Source organism: Natrinema pallidum DSM 3751, assembly GCF_000337615.1.
GTDB lineage: Archaea > Halobacteriota > Halobacteria > Halobacteriales > Natrialbaceae > Natrinema > Natrinema pallidum.
The window spans coordinates 1-23,257 of sequence record NZ_AOII01000004.1 but is presented as its reverse complement, the minus strand read 5'-3'; the positions used below and the strand labels follow the sequence as shown (position 1 = coordinate 23,257).

Annotated in this window: 17 protein-coding genes and 1 pseudogene; 15 read left to right on the top strand and 3 right to left on the bottom strand. The window is 54.0% G+C overall.

Annotated elements, in window-relative coordinates:
• Positions 1-31: 31 nt before the first annotated feature.
• Positions 32-4,195, top strand: coding sequence for an Eco57I restriction-modification methylase domain-containing protein (locus C487_RS00100; RefSeq protein ID WP_006183610.1), 4,164 nt, complete (start codon positions 32-34; stop codon positions 4,193-4,195).
• An 18-nt stretch (positions 4,196-4,213) separates the two neighbouring features.
• On the opposite strand, the gene C487_RS00095 is transcribed toward C487_RS00100, so the two are convergent.
• The gene (locus C487_RS00095; RefSeq protein WP_006183609.1) at positions 4,214-5,257 is read right to left on the bottom strand and encodes an HNH endonuclease; all 1,044 of its coding nucleotides are present in this window, start codon (positions 5,255-5,257) and stop codon (positions 4,214-4,216) included.
• A gap of 130 nt (positions 5,258-5,387) precedes the next feature.
• Here C487_RS00095 and C487_RS00090 point away from each other — a divergent pair, with 130 nt between their 5' ends.
• The 8 genes from C487_RS00090 to C487_RS19945 all read left to right on the top strand — a co-directional run bounded on the left by C487_RS00090 (position 5,388) and on the right by C487_RS19945 (position 15,083).
• Positions 5,388-5,903 carry a hypothetical protein gene (locus C487_RS00090; protein WP_006183608.1) on the top strand — a complete coding sequence of 172 codons (516 nt, stop codon included), beginning with the start codon at positions 5,388-5,390 and terminating at the stop codon, positions 5,901-5,903.
• A 42-nt stretch (positions 5,904-5,945) separates the two neighbouring features.
• Entirely contained in the window at positions 5,946-8,888 is a 2,943-nt protein-coding gene (locus C487_RS00085) for a DEAD/DEAH box helicase (protein ID WP_006183607.1), read from the top strand.
• 47 nt (positions 8,889-8,935) lie between these two features.
• Positions 8,936-10,312 (top strand): DNA cytosine methyltransferase, encoded by a 1,377-nt coding sequence (locus tag C487_RS00080; RefSeq protein WP_006183606.1) that lies wholly within the window; start codon positions 8,936-8,938, stop codon positions 10,310-10,312.
• Between the two features lie 568 nt (positions 10,313-10,880).
• Positions 10,881-11,168, top strand: coding sequence for a hypothetical protein (locus tag C487_RS19960; protein ID WP_152422447.1), 288 nt, complete (start codon positions 10,881-10,883; stop codon positions 11,166-11,168).
• 25 nt (positions 11,169-11,193) lie between these two features.
• Entirely contained in the window at positions 11,194-12,651 is a 1,458-nt protein-coding gene (gene tnpC, locus C487_RS19060; protein ID WP_015298749.1) for an IS66 family transposase, read from the top strand.
• A 762-nt stretch (positions 12,652-13,413) separates the two neighbouring features.
• Positions 13,414-13,659, top strand: a complete 246-nt coding sequence (locus C487_RS19955) for a hypothetical protein (protein ID WP_152422446.1) — start codon at positions 13,414-13,416, stop codon at positions 13,657-13,659.
• 2 nt (positions 13,660-13,661) lie between these two features.
• Positions 13,662-14,675, top strand: coding sequence for a hypothetical protein (locus C487_RS19950; protein WP_152422445.1), 1,014 nt, complete (start codon positions 13,662-13,664; stop codon positions 14,673-14,675).
• A gap of 6 nt (positions 14,676-14,681) precedes the next feature.
• Positions 14,682-15,083, top strand: a complete 402-nt coding sequence (locus C487_RS19945) for a hypothetical protein (protein ID WP_152422444.1) — start codon at positions 14,682-14,684, stop codon at positions 15,081-15,083.
• A gap of 362 nt (positions 15,084-15,445) precedes the next feature.
• Here C487_RS19945 and C487_RS00060 read toward each other — a convergent pair whose 3' ends face one another.
• Complete coding sequence (locus C487_RS00060; protein WP_006183604.1) at positions 15,446-15,658, bottom strand: hypothetical protein; 213 nt, start codon at positions 15,656-15,658, stop codon at positions 15,446-15,448.
• A 217-nt stretch (positions 15,659-15,875) separates the two neighbouring features.
• Here C487_RS00060 and C487_RS00055 point away from each other — a divergent pair, with 217 nt between their 5' ends.
• The 5 genes and pseudogenes from C487_RS00055 (at position 15,876) to C487_RS00035 (ending at position 20,028) form a co-directional block, all read left to right on the top strand.
• Positions 15,876-16,181 carry a hypothetical protein gene (locus C487_RS00055; RefSeq protein WP_006183603.1) on the top strand — a complete coding sequence of 102 codons (306 nt, stop codon included), beginning with the start codon at positions 15,876-15,878 and terminating at the stop codon, positions 16,179-16,181.
• Entirely contained in the window at positions 16,178-16,789 is a 612-nt protein-coding gene (locus C487_RS00050) for a hypothetical protein (protein ID WP_006183602.1), read from the top strand. The genes C487_RS00055 and C487_RS00050 overlap by 4 nt, the downstream gene beginning before the upstream one ends.
• A gap of 255 nt (positions 16,790-17,044) precedes the next feature.
• Positions 17,045-17,911 carry a hypothetical protein gene (locus tag C487_RS00045; protein WP_006183601.1) on the top strand — a complete coding sequence of 289 codons (867 nt, stop codon included), beginning with the start codon at positions 17,045-17,047 and terminating at the stop codon, positions 17,909-17,911.
• Positions 17,912-18,338: 427 nt separating this feature from the next.
• Positions 18,339-18,788 (top strand): annotated as a pseudogene (locus C487_RS21860) (HVO_A0114 family putative DNA-binding protein).
• Positions 18,789-18,936: 148 nt separating this feature from the next.
• Positions 18,937-20,028: a hypothetical protein gene (locus C487_RS00035; protein ID WP_006183600.1), complete on the top strand. Its 1,092-nt coding sequence runs from the start codon at positions 18,937-18,939 to the stop codon at positions 20,026-20,028.
• A 187-nt stretch (positions 20,029-20,215) separates the two neighbouring features.
• On the opposite strand, the gene C487_RS00030 is transcribed toward C487_RS00035, so the two are convergent.
• Positions 20,216-21,058: a hypothetical protein gene (locus C487_RS00030; protein ID WP_006183599.1), complete on the bottom strand. Its 843-nt coding sequence runs from the start codon at positions 21,056-21,058 to the stop codon at positions 20,216-20,218.
• A 360-nt stretch (positions 21,059-21,418) separates the two neighbouring features.
• Between C487_RS00030 and C487_RS00025 the strand changes: the two genes are divergently transcribed.
• Positions 21,419-23,257, top strand: a 1,839-nt coding sequence (locus C487_RS00025; protein WP_006183598.1) for a PD-(D/E)XK nuclease family protein, incomplete at its 3' end; no start/stop codon positions are given.

The following is a 23,257-nucleotide window of genomic DNA, read 5'->3' as shown; positions in this document are numbered from 1 at the left end:
TCGCTGTCGTATCCATCCCTTTAGCCACCAAATGACGGACTCCAGCACATACCGGACAAACCGCGACCTGTTTTCGAACCACTATCTCGAAGACCATCTCCGAGAGACAGAGCCTTGGAACGACGTTCCAGACGACGATGTGGAAATGGCTTTCGAGGAGATCAACGACCTCTGGGCCGAGAAACAGGAGCGCGTCGACGACTACAATGAGGCACAGTTAGAGAAGAACTTTATTCGGCCAATTTTCGACATCCTCGGTATCCCGTTCGAGATTGAGGAGACAGTCATGCGAAACGCTCGACGGCCCGACTACGGTTTCTTCCCGAGCGAGGAAGCGGTCGACGCTGCGTTCGACCGTGAGAATTTCTACGAGGAGTCGATCGCCGTCGCCGACGCAAAGCGATGGGGCCGAAAGCTCGACACACGTGGGGAAGAGAAACGTGACTTCGAGAACCCGAGTTATCAGATCCACCGCTATCTCCAGGAAACACCAACCCAGTGGGCGGTCCTCACGAACGGCAAGAAGTGGCGGCTCTACTACGGGCCGACGAGTCACCGACTGGACTCCTACTACGAGATCGATCTGCCAGAACTCCTCGATGTCGCCGACAGCGAGGGTGACTTTGAAGCGTTCAAGGAGTTCTACTTGTTCTTCCGTCAGGAAGCGTTCCTCCCTGACCAGACCGGCGACTGCTTCCTCGACGACGTGTATGACGAGTCGAGCGTCTTCGCTGAGGAACTTGGTGAGGACCTCCAAGAGAACATCTACGAGGCGATTCGCGTACTCGCAGAGGGATTCCTCGACACGAATGATGACCTCGATGAAGATGACCTAGATCTGATCCACGATAGTTCACTCATCTACCTCTACCGGCTCATCTTTGTCCTCTACGCCGAAAGCGAGGGACGGAACCTGCTCCCTACGGATAACGAGATCTACAGCGGGAGCTACAGTCTGAACGAACTGAAACAGACGGTCGTCGAGAACCGTGACGCGACCCAGCAACACTATCAGACCTGGCAAACGAATCTCTGGGACCGGCTCGAGGAGCTCTTCGTCCTGATCGACGAGGGTAGCCAAGGACAGGGCATTCCGAAAAAGGATCTCTACATCCCCGCGTACAATGGTGGTTTGTTCCGAACGAGTCCAGACAACGACGATAGTGTCGAGTCACAGTTCCTCTCAAACTACAAGGCCGGCGACGCTTATCTCGCGGAAGTCATTGAATTACTCACTCGCCACGAGGCCTCTGACGGCGAGGGGAAGGTATTCGTCGACTATTCGTCGCTCGACGAGCGGAATCTCGGATCGATCTATGAGGGGCTGCTAGAGTACAAACTCGACGTGGCCGACGAACCGTTGACCGTCGACGATGGTGAGTACACCCCTGCCGGAGACGACGACGATATCACCGTCGAGGTGGGCGAGGTGTATCTTCGAACTGACGATGGGGAGCGCAAGGCCACAGGGTCGTACTACACCCCCGAGTACGTCGTCGAGTACATCGTCGACGAGACGCTCGGGCCACTGGTCGACGAAATACGCTCGGACCTCATGTCCCAGAGCGCGGATACGACTCACAGCCGGGAAGGAGGGTTTGCCGACGAGTTTGCCGAACGGATCTTCGCCCTCACTGTGTTGGACCCCGCAATGGGGAGTGGTCACTTCCCAGTCAACGCGGTAGACTACCTCGCGCGGGAGATCATCGACGCCCAAGAGGAGCAGGACCGTCAAGCTATCGACGCCGAGGATGCTGAGATTCGACCGCCAACCACGGAGGAGGGCGAACTCCGAGATATCAATTGGGCGCGCCGGAAGGTCGCACAACGTTGTATTTACGGTGTCGACGTCAATCCGCTCGCGACCGAGCTGGCGAAGGTCTCTCTCTGGCTGCGGACGCTCGCTGCGGAGCAGCCGCTCGCGTTCCTCGACCACCACCTCAAGACTGGGAACTCGCTCGTCGGGAGTGACATTGAGGACGTGCTGACCAATGGCGACGATGACGCCACAGGGGACGGCCAGCTAACACTCCAGCAGTCGTTCGACCACACGCGCCAGCGGGCAATGGAGCACGTCACCGATCGCTTCCAAGACCTGCTCAACATCGACAACGAGACGCTAGAAGACGCAAAGGAGATGGAGGCAGTGTACGACGACGTTCGCGCCGACCCGCTCTACAAGAAACTCCTCGCGATGGCCAACGTCCACACCGCCAACGCGTTCGGACTCGACGTACCCGGTGACGCCGACGAGCGAATGGCACGTGCGCTCCACAGCGATGCGTGGGAGAAAATAGAGCAACAAGACTGGTTCAAGAGTGCGCAGGCGATGGCCGAAGACGACCACTTCTTCCACTGGGAACTGGAATTCCCGATGGCGTTCTACGACCAAGATGGAGAGCGGAAAGCGGATGCCGGGTTCGATGCAGTGATCGGGAATCCGCCTTGGGTGAATGTAGGACGAATGAAAGGGAAGCCTGCAGAAGCGGACTACTACAACGAACAGTTCAAAACTGCCGAGTATCAGGTTGATCTCTACACCTTATTCCTCGAAAGAGGGATGGATATGCTCTCAAAGGGATCACCGATTGGATTCATTGTACCTGATCCTTGGCTGGCGAACTATCGAACTCCCAAAATTAGGGAATTCTTGTTAATAGAGAATCAGCCCCGAAAGATTATCCATAGCCCCCAATCTGCGTTCCCAGAAGTTGGTGCAGAACATCTCATCTATATCGGTGAGCGCTCAGACGGGTTTGAAGATCCCTTCCTCCGTGGCGAGATGGATGACGATGCTCAAGTCGAGATTAACGACGAATTTTCCAGTTCTCTTTTGAGAGAGGAAGACGGATATGTAGTTTATACCCATAGTACAGTCGCTCCAATATTAAACCAGATAGAGAGCCGCTCGCGAAATCTCGGTTCCCTGTACGAGACTGTTCGAGGAGTAGGACCGTACCACCACAGCCAACAGGATCAAGAGATTATCGATGATAGAGCCTATCACGCGGACAAAAAAGAGGACGATACGTACGTACCAGAACTGAAGGGAAAACATCTCTCTCGGTACAGCATACAGTGGGAGGGAGATACTTGGATTAGCTATGGTCCTTGGCTCGCGGAACCCCGCGAGAAGAGATTCTTCGAGGGGAAGCGTCTACTCCTCCGAGAAATCCTCGGTGAGCGATTCCAAGTAGACGTGATTAGTGAGGAGTTTGTTGTCGACCGTGGAATCTACATCGCTCTACAGGGGGATCAAGAAATAGATCTTCTGTATGCACTCGCACTACTCGGGTCGAAGGCCTCTGTGTTCTGGTTCCGAGAAAAGTATAGCGAGAATGACGAACTATTCCCGAAATTGCGGGTAGCGCACTTCGAAAAACTCCCGATTCGGGATGTGCAATTCGACCTACCCGAGACTGAACGGAACAGCACCGTTGAATCATTATTCTCTGAGTACCAATCTCTGCTAGACGGGGAGATGGACCGAGAGAAGATGCTATCAGCTATCTTCGAGTATACTAGCGACGATACGGAGATTGTCCATGATCTGCTCGTGAGAGTTGCAGAGGAACAAAAATCCCATTTGGACGACCGTAATTCCATCAATCTTGAACTCCTTGACTACCTCGGCACTTATGAAGAAGGTCTAAACCTCCCCGACATCGGTATTTTCCAGCCTTCCAGCCCCGAGTATCTCGATGCTACGAGTGAGGACTATGAAAACCTCAGAGTCGGTGATGTCCGTACCGTACTTGAAGGTGACACTGTTATCGTCGAGGCGACCGCACGCTACAAGCCTGAGAATGAAGACGAGTACGAGACTGACCAATGGGGGTATAGGGAAACCGACTACGAGACGGTCTTCAGCGTGACCAACCTGAGCGACGAGGAGGCTACGCTGGTCGAAGCGTTTGTTCCCGTTGCAGTCGACAAGGCCGGGGGATTCGCTGGATTTCGGGAGACTGCCACCAAGACGAACTCCTTGGTGGACCGACTGAAGGCGATGACGCTGCCCGATACAGACGACATCGGGGACGATCTCCGGCGCTACGTTGTGAACCGCGAGCGTGCGGATGAACTGGACGCGAAGATCGAGAAGACTGACCAGCTCATCGACGAGATCGTTTACGATCTCTACGACCTAACTGACGAGGAGATCGAGATTGTGGAAGAAGCGGTCGCCGACGACTGACCTGCGTATACCGCAACACTACAACCACGACAGGCCGGCATTCAGCTCCTCGAGGAATCCCGGCCGCACCTGAACGCCCGGTGGGAACGCAATCGGATTGCCCTCTTTCTCGGTGATCGTCTCCCGCAGAAACGGATGTGCAGGCTCGAAAGATGGACTTGTCCGAATCCGATACTCACTGTCGACCGTGAACAGCGCGGCGTCGAACGCTCGGTGATGGAGCGAGTTCAGAACGAGCACGTTCTCCGCATGCTCTGCGAGGTCGGGGTGCTGGCTCTGTGGCAGTATGTGCGCCAAGTCCAGTAGCGACTCCTCACGGATACCGGTCATCGCGCAGGCATGCCCGTACCGTTTGAACGTCTCTTCCCGAAACGCTTTACTCACCATCGTCTTGGTCGTTTCGTAGCGCCGAACCTCTCCTTTCGTATCGAGGAGTTCGCCAGTCGGCCACTGGGCGACCTCTCCTTCCCTGACCCACTGCTTCCAGACTTCGGGCGCCTGGTCGTCGTCGCTCGTCTGCGCACGCTTGTGGAGCCACGAGACTGGAACGGCTTGTGTGTTGAGAATCGAGAAGTGAAAGCGGTAGTTCGGTATCTGTTCTCCCGAATCGTCCTGATAGGTGCGCACCTCAAAGTGATCCGGGACGCAAAGCCCACAGAACTCGACGACGCCGCTCTCAGGCTTCCGGAACACCAGTACGGGGGGTACCTCCTCACGTCGTCCCGAGGCCATCCTGTCGAACGCATCCTTGATTTTCCGGTTCTGTGCCGACTCGTCATACCGGAGATCCTTCTTCGCATCTCCCCAGTAGCTCACGTAGCCAGCGTTGACCGCAAGCGTGTCCTCCCACGGGTCGTCGTGCTGTGAGACGCCCGCATCGTTGGAGACGAGGATTAGCGCCGCGGGTATCTCCGAGTGATTCGCACCGAGGTCGCGGATTCCACCTGTGTTTTTGATTCCGCTACTCAGTGGACCGCGGATCCACCGCAGAAACTGGTCCTCCGAGCTCCTGAAGCTTCCCGTGTCCCGATAGGCCTCGCCAACGCGGAACGCGCGCTGCATACCGTCACTCTGGTCACCAGTATTTGAAATGCATTTGCATGGACCGTTCAATCGCGGTACTAGGGTCAGGTCCATTCCCATCTCAGCAACCCGTCAATATATTTGGATCCATGAATTCATATATTCAATAATGAGTTCAGATTCCCAGAATATCGCAGCATTCCTCGAACAATATGCCTTCGAGCCGTCTGCGGATTACACGGTAGAAAGCGCGGAGAGGGGAGTGGAAAAGCTCGAATCTGGTTGCACGACTTTTCTCGAGAAAGTAGGCTATGATTCTGACCGAATTGAGCACCGGGTGTATCTGGAGCCGAAGGAATCCTCAGAGCTTGACCGGTTTGTCGCTGATTTCGTGATCCGACAACGGACGACTGACTCAATCCGTATACTTGCAAGCACGTGGATGGGTGAGAGGCATGATGTTAACCATGAGAGAAATTCTGTAACCTCGATGGACATCTCTTCTCAGTACTTCGATTATTTCAATGCTCTCGATTACCGCTTTTTCATCATATTCACAAACTATTATCTGATCATCGCAGAGCCGGATGGGTCTCTTGATACATACGCCTATGACCGGTTGACTGAGTCTGAAGTTGAAGAAATTAAAACACGGATCGGTCCTCTTCGAGAGCACGGTAACTAATTTGCGAGAAGTTAAGTCTGGCCGCCACATCTGAAATCGATAGTGTCTGATTGCGCGTGCGGGTTTGATATTGGGGACCGTGTCAGCTTTGCGGGCGGTGAAGGCGAACTCGTTAAGGCCAATCATCGACCATCGGGCCAGTGTCTCCTCCACATCCTGACCGATGACGATGACTCGAAGAAGCTTCCTGCTGCAGTAGTTGACCTGATAGACAGCAGTGACGACCTCCTCGAGAAGGGTGAGTTCGACGACCCGCAGCGATTCAACCTTCGTACTCGAGCGGCCGAACTAGATCTCGCTCATCGGCAGGATCGATTCGTCGCGCTGGAGAACAATCGAATCGACATTGCCCCCCACCAAGTGAAGGCTGCTCACGAGATCCTCACCTCCTACGACCATCGCTATCTCATCGGCGACGAGGTCGGACTCGGAAAGACCATCGAAGCGGCGATCGTCATCGAGGAACTCGCTGCCCGCGGCCAAGCTGACCGTGTCCTCATTGTTGCCCCGGCGCCGCTCACAACCCAGTGGCAGGAAGAACTCAGAGAGAAGTTCGACACGAACTACGTCATCTACGACCGCGACTACGTCGAGGCCAAGAAAGACGCCTACCCCGCTGAGAACGTCTGGTCGCACGAGAACCACATTATCACCTCCATCGACTTCGCCAAGCAGGAGGACGTGCTCTCGGCCCTGAAGAACGTCCAAGAGGACTGGGACATCGCGCTCTTCGACGAGTCGCATCACCTCACGGCACGTCGTGAGGGGAAACGCGGGATCGACAAGACGGACCGCTACCGGGTCGGTGAGGCAGTTTCTGAAACCTCTGACGGGCTGCTGTTTCTCACCGGGACTCCGCACAACGGGAAGCGCGATCAGTTCTACTTCATGATCTCGCTACTCGACCCCTATCGCTTCCGCGACGAGCACGACGTCGACAAAGAGGGACTGCGAGACCTGATGATCCGTCGGTTGAAGGACGAGATGTACGAGGCCGACGGATCGCCGATGTTCCCCGAGAAGAACATTCAGACACTCCCGGTTGGGTTTACAGAAGAGGAACGGCGGCTCTACGACGACATCACGGAGTACATCACCGAGCACTATAATCTCGCCAGCCGAGAAGAGAACGACGCTGCGGGGTTCGCAATGGTTCTCTACCAGAAGCGCCTCGTCTCTTCAATCTACGCGATTCAGCAGTCCCTCCAGAACCGGATGGAGTCCATCAAGGCAGGTGGTGCTGACCCGGGGGATCTCTCCCCAGTTACGAAAAGCCTGCTCGATGAGTACCGGGAGGATCCCGAGATGCTCACGGAGTCACAGCGTGAACACGTTGAAGAAGAGCTTGGTGGTGCCGTTGTCTCTAGTGATCCGGAGAAGATCGAAGAAGAGCTCTCGATAGTCCGTGACCTCTACAACCAGGCAAAAGCCATCCAAGTAGACTCGAAGGCAGAACGATTGCAGAAGTACGTCGACGGGATTCTAGAGGAGGATCCTGACGAGAAAATCCTCATCTTCACTGAATACACAGACACGCTCGAGTATCTCAAGGGACGGGTGTTCGGGGACAGGAATATCGCAGAAATCTACGGCGACCTCTCTCAGTCTCAGCGCCAGCAGCAGTTCAAGAAATTTGAAGGGCCGGCAAACGTGATGCTGGCGACTGACGCCGCTCGAGAAGGGCTGAACCTGCAGTTTGCCCATATCATGGTGAACTACGACCTACCATGGAATCCGACTCGAATAGATCAGCGTATTGGGCGCCTCCACCGCTACGGGCAGGAGGAGACTGTCGAGATTCGGAACCTGTTCTTCAAGGACACACGTGAGAGCATCATCCTCGAGCGGCTTCTCGATAAAATCGACGAGATCGAGGAAACGCTCGGGATGAGCTCGGACGTCCTCGGGCTCGTACTCGAAGACATCGACCTCGAAGAGCAGATTATGTCTGCACTCGCGACCGGCCAGAGCCCTGATGCTGTCGTCGACGATCTTGAGGCCATCGCCGAGGATCAAGAAGAGACCGTCCGGCGCGTCGACGAGGAACTCCTCATCCGCGATAAGTTTGACCTAAGCAAGGAAGATCGAGATATCCTCGATATCGTCGAAGAGAGTGCTGCTGATACGGTGAGTGACGAAGATGTCGAATATCTCGTCAGAACCGTCTGCCAAGAGTTCGGCGGTGGCCTCGAAAACGTTCGTCCCGGCCCTGCCAAAGACGGTGATGACGTGTTTGATCTTGTTGTTCCTGACCGGATTACCAGTGAGAATGTGGCGAGTCGATATGACGGTGCAACCTTCGACCGGGAGAACGCGCTTGCAGACGAGAGTCTGGAGTTCATCACACTCGACCACCCCGTGGTCCGGGCAATGATGGCGTACTGTCTGGATACGGATGCAGTTGGTGGACAGACGGCCGTTCTCACCGGAGGAGAGGAACTGAAGACACCTGGGCTCCTCTGTCACTACCGGATTGGATATCTCTCGGGGAGCGGTGATACGGTGACTGAGAAGCTCGCACAGGTCTACGTCACCCCTGATGGAACGACCAAGTCCGAGAATATCCACATTACGGGTGGGCTGCCCCCATCAGCTCTCGACGGGCATCCCTCACTTGGCACTGTAACTGCGCAGGCTGAACAGCTCGTCTCGAAAGCAGACGATGTGGCTTGGGATCTCATCGACGACCTTGCACAAGAAGCACGCGCAGACCGAGAGCGAGAGGTCCGCATTCGTCGAGAGCACGCTAAGAACTACTTCGAATACCGGATTGAAGATCTCGAAGAACGAATCGAGCAGTTCGAAAAGCGTGACCGTGCAGGCGAAGATATGAGCGCGGTACTCGCAAAGCACCGCAGCGAGCTTGCTGAATTACGAGAGAAGAAAAATGCAGAGATGGCCCGGCTTGATGGGGAAGAACAGGTCGTTCCTGATGAACCCGACCTCGTGAATATGGCCGTCGTCGTCGATGCCTTCAAGAGCTGATCACAGTTCCAAACGACTTTCCCCATTCCCGCCCTTTCGTTCGCACAATGGATTCGGGGCCATCTGCGATCGACCTCTTTTGTGGCGCTGGGGGGCTCTCTGAAGGGCTCCGACGGGCCGGCTATGATGTACGCTGGGCAGTCGACTATGACGAGTCTGCTGTTGAAACCCACCGTGAGAACCACGGTGATTACGCTATTCAGGCAGATATCCGTGAGACCGAACCTGCCGAGGATGGTCCCGATATCGAGCCGGGCAATCTTGATCTCGTTGCGGGGGGACCACCCTGCCCATCGTTCTCTACGATCGGTCGTTCAAAGCTCGGCTCTCTCGAGGATCGCTCCGTCGATGAGGACGATCGGAACGTTCTGTATCTTGATTTTCTCCGGTACGTCAAGCATTTCCAGCCACGGGCGTTCGTCATGGAGAACGTCCCTGGGATGTTGACTGACACAGTCACCGTCGAGTCAGATACGGTCCAGGAGTCTCTTCCGATCGGGGAAGAACAAGGGGTCGAACAGTCCCCGGTTGGTGAGGAAGTTCCTGTTACAGAGATAATAATTGAGGAAATGGAGGGTCTTGGCTATACTGTAGACAAGTTCCTCGTCGACGCTGCGGATTTCGGCGTTCCCCAGCATCGAGAACGGCTCTTTTTCATCGGCCGGCGAACAGGAAAGGCTCTGCCAGAGCTCACCCGATGGTACACCCACCGAGAGCCGACCGACAGAGAGAAAGACCAGCAAATGCAGATTCGTCCCGAACTGAAGGACAGCACTGATAAATCTCAAGAGACGTTCGAAACTGGTTTGTCCTCTGTCCTCCCCCCCTTTGAGCCTGATCGGGAGTACAGACTTCCCTACCTCACCGTCGCAGACGCGATTATGGACTTGCCGCCGATTTCCCCCGATGGGGAGATGCCACCGAGCCAAGCAACTGAGTATACGCTCCCTCCCGTCTCGCCGTATCAGGAATGGGTCCGAAACGTCCCAGATGGCGAGGACTGGGAAGATCAGCCGCTCCGTAACCATGACGCACGCTGGCACAATCATCTCGACCTCTCAATATACAAGCTGCTGGGTCATGGCGTCGGGTGGAACATCGGTCAGGTGAGTACCAGACTCCAGCCATACCGCGACGACGTATTTTCGGATAAGTACAAGAAGCAGAATCCCGGGAAGCCAGCGTCAACGATCCTCGCCCATATGCGCAAAGACGGCCACATGTTCATCCACCCGACGGAGGCACGTTCACTCTCCCCCCGAGAGGCGGCCAGGCTACAGTCGTTCAGGGACACCTACTGGTTCCCTGAGAGCCGGACGAACGCATACCGCCTGATTGGTAATGCTGTTCCACCTCGACTCGGGGAGGCAGTCGGTGTTGTGGTTCGGCAAACAATTCTCTCGGATAGTCACACCAATGGCTGAGGATCCTCTTCGTTGGTGGCGATTTATTGCCAGATAATGTGTGAACAAGCAGGCGTAAATAGCCACAGTCCAGATCTCCAGCGACGTCCCTGGGCTTGGCTATGTTCTGTTCCGTCTTCGCTCTGTGTCTCGACGACGTCAGTTGATTCGGTCATGATCGGTGATTTCCCGACACTGCTCGAGCGTTGAGGTTGTCGCGCTCGAGAGTCTAGGGGGCGACGGTTTTAGTACAACACGTACCTGAAGGCGATCAAACAGCTCACAGAACGAATCGACGGAGTGATCGGGGGTCAGGGGGGCGCGAGCGCGGCTGCCGTCGAGAAAAACTACCGCAGCGAAGACCGTCGCTGTGACGCTATGCGAGAGCATCTCAGGAATGCTTTCGATGGGATAGACTAGCGCCCAGCTGGGGAGTGTCGCCAAGGCTACAGCGCCAAAAAATTACAGCGCCCCACCCCCACCTCCGCACGCAGATCTCCAGTTGAAGCACACGAAATAAGGATTGCATGATTTGTAATCTTCCCATCTAGTAGTAAGCAATTCAATGATTGCCCATCTATATCGATTTATGAACCCTCGTGAGGCATTCAAAGAGAATAATCCAGCAATTACAGAGTCTGATCTTTGTAAATTAATCGAAACAGAGATTATTGACTCGCAGCTCAAGGAGAATGTACAAAAAATAGTCCTTCTAGGCTCTTTTGTTAATCCAAGCAAGGACATTGACCAGAATGGTATATCCGATATAGATATTTGGATTGTCGTTGATGATTGGGACAGAGGTGTAGTGAGAACTATACCGGATGGTAGTTGGATAGCGATTTGCCGTCAGACCGATTTCGTAGCAGTCTCATGAATGGTCTCTCAATGGTGAACCAAGTGTGTCGCTGGGGATTGGCGGATCGCCGGAATCGATAGATTCCGCGATCCGCACCGAGAACAGTACGCATCTCCGCCAGCAACTCGTAGTCCAAAAGCTCGAGAACCGCCTTCTCCGTCGTCAACTCGCTGTAAAGCAACAGCAGATAGAGGTACTTGAGACTCGCCTCAAGCGGTACGAAAACCCAAACACACCACCCAGTAAGCAGGGTGGCGCGGCTGGATCACCTGGCAACGGTGACAGCGACAAGGAAGAGAACGAAGACCAAGGGGACGACGCTGGCGGCGACGCTGACGCCGCCAGCGACTCCTCTCCAGGACGTGACGAAGGTCACGAAGGAACAACTCGACCGCCTCCGGAACCAGAGGAGACTATTCGAGTCGATCAGGGATATTGCCCAGACTGTGAGCAAATCCTCTCTAACCCGGACAGCTACATCTCACGGACGATTATCGACATACCTCTCCCTATTCCAACCACTGTCGTCGAGTACGAACTCGGCAAACACCGCTGTTCCTGTGGAAACGAAGTCGTTGCTGAACATCCTGACTGCCCGGAAACCGGGCGGTTTGGGCCAAATATCATGGCCCAAACCGCCCTCGGTAGGTTCCATCAGCGACTTCCAAACCGTAAACAGGCGGAGCTGTTTGACTGGGAGCTCGATACACCCATCTCTCATCGGACGATCTACAACCTGACCAAGCGGGTCGCAGACCGGCTGCGACCCGCGTATGACGATGTCAAAGCCCGTATTCAGGAAAGTGACGTCGTCTACTGCGATGAAACGGGCTTTCCTGTTGACGGAGAGCAACACTGGGCGTGGACGTTCGTTACTGACGAAGAAGTGCTGTTCTGGGTTGATGAGAGTCGTGGAAGCCAGGTGTTAGAGGACGTCCTCGGCGAGGACTTCGCCGAGGACTCAACGCTCAGCTGTGACGGTTGGTCAGCGTATCCGAGCTATCACACGAAGCTCCAGCGGTGCTGGGCACATCTGTTGCGGGAGGCGGAGTACGTTGCTGAACGGTACGAGGAAGCAGAGAGGTTGTCTGAGGAGTTACACGCTCTCCACGACGATTTAACGGCGTTCGACGAGGAGGATCCGTCCGCCTCCGCCCGCGAGCAAAAGCGGGCGGAGGCGTCGTTACATCTGGAAGGCCTGATCAGGGAAGACTACGAGGCACAGGAGGTCAAGAAGCTGATCGAGAAGATCAGGAACGGGTTAGGGCACTGGCTGACGTTCGTTACAGAGCCAGACGTCGATTCGACGAATAATCGCGCAGAGCGCGCTCTGCGCGAGCAAGTTGTGCTGCGGAAGATGTTCCGGACCCTCCGCTCAGCCGAAGGGGTCCAGATTCACGAGACGATCACGACCATGTTGGCCACGTGGAAACGACGAGGACTAGATCCGCCCGAACAGCTCCAGTCTATCCTCGGTGGAGAAGAACTCAGCTCAGGGTGAGAGGCATCACCGAGCAGTGAATTATAGTCACGCTATCCAACTACACCGGATGTATCGAAACTTGGTGATTGTGCTTTTCGGTTAAGCAAGTGGGGATATGTAGATGTATTCCAAGGTAATGATTTGTGGAACGAAGGGGAAGGACGTAATCCAGAACATGGCCATTACAAGACGCAAAGAAATGCTGAAAGGATTCTCATCCAGCTCACCGAAGATGATATAGATAATTATAGAAACCGACCAGTTGACCTCCAAATCGGGAACCTTGAGCAGTTACAAGAATTTTTAAACGAAGATCCTTATCTAACCCTCAAGGATTTTTGCCCCTAAGCGGGTAGGGCAATTGCGCGGCGCGCAGAGCGCCGCGCTGAAAATAAGTCGAACTGGCCGATACCGGATGGTATAGAGGTGTTCCAGCAGTGGTAAATATGAGTAGGACCGCGCCAAGCGGAACTAGCGGAAGCGCTTACACGGAGATCATAAAACCGAGTCCGGCGAGATCGTCATCTGCATGATCCCGTGATGATAGCCGCGCCGTGCCACCGAAGTAACGGAAGGTCGCCCAAGCGAATCTTCTGTCTCTGCGCCGTGCTATGGCCATATCATCAAAACACATCACACTACTCCGCGGCAGCAAAGCAGACTTCTCTAGAGGTAATTAGAGACAGATCTGATATTCCACCTGTGGAAGGTAACCACCAAAAATATGTATGTGGTGTCTTGTATGGTACAGTAACGAGATACCAGCGAGGTCAATTACAGATGTCTCCCAAGATCACGTTTGGGCCAAGTGCAGCTGAGACGGTTGCCAATGAACTTGGTCTGGAAGTTAATGAAGAAGGGTATTTAGTAGATAAAGAGACGAGGGAACCAGAGCTACCTAGTGACAGCAGCGAGCCGATGACTCTGGACGAATTCGCTGGTGCCGGTGTTGGCTCACGAGTCTTTATTAAAAAGGATTTTAATTCAGTCTCTGCCTACGTTGAAGAGCATCGTCAAAACGACTAACCGTGGCAGGCGATCAAAGTACACCTGATGATGAGGAAGATCTCGTAGCGACTGCTGTCGGAATTATTCGATCTGAAGCTACTCTTTCAATTAAAGACCAAGCATATGAATTTGTCCGGAACGGAGTTTCTGCAACGTTATCACGAGTTTATGGCTGTGCTGAGTCTGGACAAGAGTGTACAGAATATAATTTAGATATTCTCGAGGACCCGGACCAAGAAGTCCAAATTGTTGAGAAAGGATCTGAAATTCAACCATTCCAAGAAATTAATACAGATGAGGGAAAGGTCGTTGAGTTGAATCTTGACGCATTCAATGAAGAGGGCAAAGAAGAGATTGTCAAGAAAATTGAGCCCACTTATCAGGAACAAGACCGACTTCTTTCTCATGAGCAAGAGCTTGAACTTGAGGTAGTCGAAAGAGCTCAGGCAGATCCCAATAATAAGGAAATTCTTGAACACTTTGAACAGTACCTTTCCGATCAACAGCACCAATTGCTTCGCCGCTCTTTGAGTATTCGGACTGCGTGGGAACTGGAAGATGTATTTGTTCCCGAGGACGCTATAAATCAATGGAAAGAAGATCTTGATAACAAATTCGATGGCTCAGCTAAAACGGTAGCGAACTTCTGTAGCTCTGGATATTATGATCAGGATGGAGTTCTCAGACGGATTTTATCTGAAATTGATGAGACTTACGATCGCATAGATTATACACAAGCACTATACAACGATATTATTGATGATGAACCGTTTGTAGTCTATGTTGGAAAATATGACGAATATTGGCCAACAAGCGTGAATCTGAGGAAAAAGATCAAACAATACGATAGCTATTCCTATTCCGTCCCATTTATCGATTTGCGGGCACAAGGTTATAATAACAAACAAATAGCAAAGCAAGTAATGAGTAATTTAAGAAAAGATGTCTCTGATATAAGTATTGACGAAAGACACACTGACCGAGAGTTAGTGTTTCGGATTAATCCGGAATCTGTTGAAGGACTTGCACAATAGAAACAAATGTCTGCCAGTGATATAGAGACTGTTCTTAATACACCTAAATTATTCCTCTTCCTACCTGCTGTAAACTACATGTATATTGTCGGAACGGCTAATATTAAAAATGCATTCCTGCTTTGTTGTATTGCAACAGTTGTTTCTGCATTTCTTTATAATACTCTTGATGGCATTCCGATGAACGAGGCCACAGAAGTTAGATTTGGCCTTACTATCTCATTTATTGTCGGAACCCTCATTTGGCTGTATCTTCTTGTAAAAAGTGCGATAGCGCTACAACTCCAATTCGAGCAGTCGAGTATTATTCATGAGATATTGTTCTTTGCTACTATTGGATTCATTGCTGTTGTTGGAACTCATCTCATATTATCTAAATTTGTGGGTGTATATGATAATAGAGTGTGATAAGTGTGCAGTAGTGTTCCCTACTATCAAACTATAGCCCCTAGAGTTGCACGTTGTCAGAATCGGATTCCCAAATATGCACACGAGCCGTGACTTGTCGTGTGCACGTCGCCAATTTGGGGATTCCGAAGTAAACGACCTGTCTGTGTCTAATTAGACGATCTGCCTACGTCTCGATGTTGACCTCACTTGAAAAAGGTGGGTTCGTGTGTACGAATTGTCTCAGAGTTGCTGCTGAGGGTGACCAATCTCGGTACCGAACATGTCAATGTCCGATCGGCGACTAGGGGAGTGCGGCGAGTGCGTCACGGACCTGGGCGAGCGACTGTTCGCGAACCTCGAGGTCCGATAGGAGCTGCTGGTTACTCATCGTGATCACGCTCCTCGCAGACGACATCGCGAAGTTCCTCGAGCAGCTCCGGGTGGTGTTCCTCGAGGACCTCGATATCCTTCGATAGTTCCGCATCGATGCGCCGGCGGACACGAGACGTCGCTTGGTAACGTCGCTGGTCTCCGTGCTCGCCGGCGATCTGCTCTCGCTCAGTCTCTGTGAGGAGCGCTCGGGTCTTCGACATACGACCCCGTTCGGCTGTACTGGTTGTAATATTTGCTTACCTCTACCCATGCAATACTTAGCGTATATCCTAATAGTTACTGAATAAGCTAATGTTAGAACAAATGCTAACTTTTATCTGGTTAGCAAATGTACTAAGTAATGTGAAGCACGGGGTGGCCGGGAGAAACTCTCGGCCCGGTGTTGGAGCACCGGACCTGTGCTTCTGGAGAGAAGCAATGAGTGTTCAACCGCGAACCCACGAAACGGTTTCGGAAGCACAGACCACCGACCCACGTGCCGACTATATCTCCGTCGGCATCGACAACGAGGGCGCACACCACGTCTACCGGACGACCGACGAGACGGTCCACGTTATCGAGAACGGCGAGCGCACCGTCCGCTACGACCTCGAGGACGTCGAGAAGACGATCGACGACTGGATCGACTACATCACCGACCGTCGCGGTGGCTTCGAAGTGCAGTATCTGTTCAAGACGATGGCTGACGCGATCGTCGGCGCTGTCGAGGTGAGCGACCAATGACGATCGTCAACGATCACGAAGCTGTCGCAAAGCGTGCCGAGCAACTCGAGCGCGAAGGCGCTCGCGAGATGCGCCTGCGAGCGGAGGCCCGCGCCGTCGCCGGCTACGAACCGGGCGACATCGAAGCAACCGACGGCTCAGAGATTATTATCGCCGACGACGATACCCGAGCCCAGACTCTCGAGACCGAGGACAGAACTCTACTCGTCGATGCCGATGACGACCCACGTCTTGCAACCGACGGCGGCTGTGACCAGTCCACCGAACCGACCGTCGAATTCGTGTTCGAGTATACGACGATCAATGGCCGTCGCCGACGGGTGATGGTTGTCCCCGATACCGGTGGCGAAGCCTGGCGGATCGAACACGAACGCCGCAATAGCAAGTGGAGAGAAACTGGTCGTGAACCGATTACCGAAGTCGATCTTCACGTCCAGGGACGGCCCAGCGATCAACAAAGACAGTCTGCCGTTCCCGATGGCGGCCACACGGAACGTGAGACGTTCCTCACCGTGCAGAGACACTATTGCGATATCTGCCAGTGTCCGTTCGATTCGCTTACCACGTTGGCAAGCCATGACTGTCGACTCCAACCCGAGAGTGGCTAGCTGAGCCAGCACACCACCTCGGGATCGTGTTGACCATCCAGCGTAGTAGACCAGACTTCGCCACTCGAGCCGGAGCCACCAATCCCCGGTAGACCGACACCAGACTTCGAACACGAAGACGTCTTTCGGGGGAAGGGCCACTGCGCTTTCTCGAGACGGCTCTCGAGTCGGTAGTCTACTGTTCCACCAGCGTTCCCGACATCGACCAGCAGCGCGAGTCGAATCGCCCGACAATGACACCGAATCCAGAACTAAATGAGCGCGAACACAGACTGTCCCGAACCTGACGCACAGACACTCCAAACACTTGCCGACGAAGTCGATCGCCTTCACGAGCGTGTCACAACCCTTGAAAACGAACTCACCCAAAAGGACAACCGCATAGGTCACCTCGAGGCCGAACTCGAGGAGGTCCACACCGAAAACAAGGATCTTGAAGCACGGCTCGAGGACCTAGAACAATCACAGACACCGATCGAAGCTCGACTGGACGCCCACGAGAAGAAACTCAACGCCAACAAAGACCGCGTCGGTGAGCTCCAAGCACGAGAACTCGAGAAAGGCGCACACCTCTTGGAGGATCACGTCGACGAAGGCGAGATCGACGTTGTGGATGGCTGTCTCGAGCGCATCCACAAAGACGATGGTGAGAGTTACTTCCGATTACCCGAGAGTGATGATCCACTCGAACGTGGTGGTAACGTTTCCCTCTCGTATGGGGATCTGCTTCCACTCCAGCAGCTCGCGAAGATGGACGAGGATATGCTCCGGGCAACGACATCGGCGCTTCCGTCACGGCTTGCTGCAGAGCTCTGGAAGGCACGGACCGATCCGTCGGTTGGAGACAACCCTTGGCGGAAGGGGAGTGCGAGCGTTCGAGAGTACGTCACCGCTGGCGACATGAAACACTGGATTCGACGACAGGAGAAGGGGATCAGCGACGACTACGCGAAGAAATTGGTTTCCCGAACGATCGATGCGTTACTCGATCTCTCGAAGAGCAGGCTGGCAGTCAAAAAGCGGACACAGCGCAAGAACGGCCTCGAGTACACGGAACGACGCGTCTTGTTGATGGACGATGTCGACATCCCCGGTGAGATGGTCGGTTCCGGAGACACCTGACGTCGACAGTTGCGGGTGTCTCCCGACTACCCACAACCCCTGAGAAGGGTTTCACTCTATCCGCCCACCTAATATCCAGCACAAGAGCGGTTGTATGCAGTGTACCGTTAGTCTGTAGTACGTCATTTGATCGGTCGTTGTCGGTCTTACCCGAACGACTCTCCTGTGGGTGTCCCTGAAGACGCCAGCTGTCACCGGAATCCTCTCGAGAGCACTGTGGAGATTCTCGGATCGACGTTAATACTGTGCGCTGACTTGACTGGGCCAGTCGGCTGTTGCAAGATAGCGAAGTCACTTATATATCAATCAGCTATTATGCAACAGTATGCTCACTGATGGCGAGCTCCACACCCTCACTGCTCTTCACGGTGAGCAGACGCTCTCCGAGTTCGATGTCAAGTGAGGCCATCACACCACGGTGATACCTATGAACGATACCACGCCGCCGCTGCACCCGATGGAGTGCGAACAGCTTCGGGCCGAATCAACCCTCGTCGTGACTGTCAAGTCGTCCAGTGAGTTCCACGATGATGTCACCGACGGCATTGAGGCACTCGAGCGGGGCGACGCGGTGGATTCCCCGCCGACGCTCTCGTTCACCAGCCACGACGACCTCATGGAGACGCTGACGCCGCGCGTCCTCGATCTCATCGAAGCCATCCGCTAGGAAGAGCCATCCAGCATTAACGAGATTGCACAGGTTGTTGACCGGGATGTGAAGAACGTCCACGAAGAACTCAGTCGACTCGCCCAGTTGGGAATCATCTTCTTCGAGGAAGACGACCAGAGCAAGCGCCCGGTCGTCTGGTTCAACGAACTCGTCATCAGTCTCTCGTTCGATCCAGCGACTGATGACACGGTAGCCGCCACACCGTAAAATCGGTCAAATGCGCCGTTTCAGCTTTTTAGCGAAGTAGACACCTCGGTGAAGACGACATCGCAGGCTACGTACTTCCTCGGCGTTCCGGAGCGCATGTCCTGTTCACACCTGTTGTTTTTCTACCCGCATACGTAGTTCTCGAGTAATGGTTGAGTGTCGCTACTGCGAGCAAACCTTTGAGGAGGAATCTGCGATCCGTGAGCATCTATACGAAGATCATGAACGTGACGAACTCAGCCGGATTGACCGGAAGCGTGTCGAGCAATACGTCGACGAACACGGATTAGGTGAGGGTGGCAACGAAGAGGTCCAAGAAGCAAGTCAACCCGCTCACCGTGAGCAACGAATAGCCGACACATCAAATGGGACCCACCCTGCTGATGCGTGGGAACTCAGCGACGTCGAAGCCCTCTCGACGGACGAAATTGTCGAGAAACTCGCCGATCACGGCATCGAAACGAGCGAGACGATGTTTCAGAGTCGGATTGAAAATTTCAATTCGGCGACGACACTTTCCGAGCAGTGGGAAGCTGAATACGAGGTTGATGTCACGGGCTATGATCAGGACTTCATCTGGATGGCGGCAGAAGTACTCTGGGAGCGCTGGGCACCCGACACCCCGAACAAAGAACGGATCTACGACTTCGTTCAGGAGGGACGCGATCTCCGCGAGAAAGGAAATCGCGCTGAGGCTTGCGATCGGTGGCTAACTGCCTGGGAGTACATCGTCGCCGTAACACCCGACGAAATCACGACTATCGAGGAAGCAGACCGAGAATTACCGTCGTTTCTCTCGCTCGAGGCTTTCATTCGATCGCTCGACAGTGACCTTGCCACCGTAGCGGAAGATGATCCAGCGTATCACGAGCACCGACTCGAATTCTGTCGGGAGGTCTGCGAGCAGTTCCCGGATGCATCTGACGAGTTCCTACTCGACTTTCGTCACTTCATCGCCGACACACTCACAGAACTGGACAGAACCGCCGACAGCAGGGTGGAATTCGAGTCACTCATCGAGGAGTATCCCGAGGATCCCTGGGCATACAAGAAACTCGCAGATAGCTACTGGCTCGAGGACCCAGACGAACTAACGAGAGAGGAAATGGAACGCACTGCAGAACTGTACCGAGCGGCACTGAACGCCGATGGTCCTCTCGAGGGAGCGTCGATAGTAGCCGAGCGCTGTGAGGAAGTAGAAAGCCGACTATCTGATACAGAGACATCCAGCCCAGAGTGAGCGCTTGAGCACGAGAACTTACTTATTCCATGACGCACTATATATTTGCAGAGGAGCATACTCCCGTACACCATGGAATTCGAAGAACAACTTCGGTCGCTGGAAGAACGGTATGACATCTCCGAGAGCGAGCGTGCTCGGGAACTCGGACGGACCGTTGCCCAGCTGCGGGACTAACGCGTACGTCTTACTCGCTAGCTTCCAGATACTCGAGGAACTCCTGTTTGTCGACCCCATTCTCAAAACGCAGATGCGACGCTCCGGCTCGTGTCACCGACTCAATCATGAACTCGGTACAGAGTTCGGTATGATGAGTCGCATACGTCGACAGGGCTTCTGACTGTGGCAGCTCGAGATCGTACTCCGAGAGCTCGATTTCAATCCCACCTTTTCGCAACACGATCTCACAGCCCCACTCATCGAGCAACCTGAACGGGGTTATGTTTCGCCGTACTGTGAGCAGTCGCTTCGAGTCGGCGATATACGTGTCGACCCACTCTTGCCAGTCGTAGCTCTCGGTCGCCAACTTCGGGAGCGAAAACGACGGCTCGACACTCTCGAGGTACCACTCGGCGAATGCGATCGAGGTTCGATGGTTGGCGTTTGGAAGCGGGTGGGCCAAAATGAGTGACGACATCAACTGCCCTGCGACCTCGACTACCGATCTTGACCAATCAACGTGATCGAGTGCAGCTGGAATTCGACCAACGTCGATCTGCTTGTAGATCTCGAGTTTTTCTCCCTCCTCGAGTTCTGTGGCTTCGAGGACACCTTCGAACGTCTGGAGAATTCGCACCGTCACGAGCCGGTCCGATTCGTCCATTTCGTCCAGTATTGCTTCAAAATCCTCGGTGATGTCGTCGACTGTTCCACTCGCACCGGTGTTGGTGTAGAGGACGTGTACTGTTTCCTCGAGTTGGTAGGTTTCGACTTTCCCATCGTCGGGGTCGATCTCGTCGTGATCGAGCGTAACGTACGCGAGAGAATATTGCTCGTCGTCGGGGTGATGGTAGTGGACGAGACCGGTCATTACACTCGGGAACGTACCGGAGGAACATAGTAACTATTTTTTGGCCCAGGGGAATCCAAAAGAAGAGACATATAGAAACTCGCTAACAGTCATCGGCAAGCAACTTCTCAACGGCGTCGATAACCCCCTATACCTCGTGCTAATATATAGAAAATTAGCTAAGTTCAAGTAAACTGAGTTAGTTCTTTGACTGTGCCATTACGAGAAGCACGGTCAATCGACCAGCTCTATTCGAGGGTTGCGAACTGCGATATTGCTCTTACTGGCGAAGCACCCCTCGCACTCGCGCTTGATAACCGAGTGCAAAGCCCTCGAATCGGTCGGTTGTCGGCTACACCGCGAAGTTATGCCGTCCAGGAGATGTTTCCCGATGACATCCGACCGCTCTTTTTCGAAATCGTCGCACAGACGGATCTCTCGTGGAAGCAAGCAGTGAGAGCACTCGAGCTGTGTATCGATTGTTGGACAGCGACGGGCGACCGTGAACAGATACTCGAGTATCCTGAGTTCGACCCCTCCGCTATCCGATTGGTCGTATCAATGCTGGGGGAACTTGAGAGCAGCTATCGGTCCATCGAGCGCACGACGCTCTCATCGGAGCAAGAGATTGCGGTAATTGACGAAGCTCGTCTGTCCGAACTCGACCGAAAACTTCTCCCTCCTGATGGGTACGAGACCCATTCGTCGCTGGGCGACACTCACGTTCCCTTCCCTAAGCTACACATCTTCCCATCAGCGACAGCAATCGTCTCGGCAATCGTCGACCAGATCGATCCAGACACAGCGGATCGGTTTGGGATCGTTCTTGCTGAGGGAAGTCTGTATAGTGCTCTGATCGAGTCTGCCCTTGAAGCACGGGAAATTCCCTATCGCGGTGGACCTGGGTTCGAGGATGATGACGATGTTCGGGCGTTTTTCCGACTGCTAGAAGCGACATTTTCGGGATCCGATCAGCGGGTCACGGAAATCCGACCAGTGCTTGCGACGGCTGGGATCGACCTTCCCAGAGATGTAGAAGAACAACGGGTGGATTCGCTCGAGCCAGATCAACTTGGGGGCTACGTTGAATTCCAGGAAGCCGTCGACGAAGGAACGTTCCGTGATGTCGTGTCGGTGTACGAGTCGATCAGCAGCACAGGGTTAGCTGAACTTCGACGCGAGCTTCAGAACCTCGGGATACTGGACGCGCAGGTCACAGAGGATCGCGTTTCGCGTTTCCGGTACTATCTCGATGCGTTTACTGTTCCAACGGACTCGAGTGCTACTGACGGAGTTCTCTTAGCGGATGCGACGTCCACAGCATACGTTGACCGACCTGTCGTCTTCTACGTCGGTCTGGGCCCGGAGTGGGCACAGAGCCCGCCGGACTATCCTTGGATCGACCGAGAAGCATACTTAGAACGCGATCTCGAGCGATTCGAGCGACTGCTCCAGAACGGGACCCAACGGTACTATTTCGTCCAAGAGACGCAGGCCGGAAGCGACGTGACTCCGTGCGTGTATCTGCGACGACTCCGTGACGAGCCGTTTGACTCATTCGGTGATCTCCCACACACACGGTACGGCGGGCACACTACCTCAGATTTAACGTCGCCATTTCCTGAACCGGACTGTCCACCAACACCACCCCAACGCATAGAGACGATTAGTCAATCTCGACTGAAAGCCCTCGCAAATTCGCCTCGAGATGCGTACTTCGATCGGTTGGTCCAATCGCCGTCGTCAATTCACATGGTTCGCGGAACGCTTCTCCACGAGGCCGCTGAGATCTACGTTTCCGATCCATCAATACTAGAGGACCAGCGCGGTCGTGTGCTTGACGCGATGTGTGAGCGGTTGAATCCATACCTAAGTAACTCGAAGCAAGCCGTTCAGCGAACGTATTTGAAGGTCGGACTTGATGCGATCACGGCGTATCTGGACGAAAACCCCTCGGAGGAAGGAAGGTACAACACCTACGATCATCGAGACCACGAAAACGAACTCGCTACCGAACTCGGTATCAAGTGTGATTCGCAGTTAACAGAACGCTGGTTCGAATCGCCATCGATCGGAACTCACGGGTACGTCGATTTGATCCAGAGCGAAACCTCGATCGTCGATTACAAGACCGAGCGTGTCATAGAAAGCGTCACGTACGAAGCAGCAGGGTGCGGAAAGTGTGTCCAGCACAACCGCGACCCTGCAAGACGTTGCTTC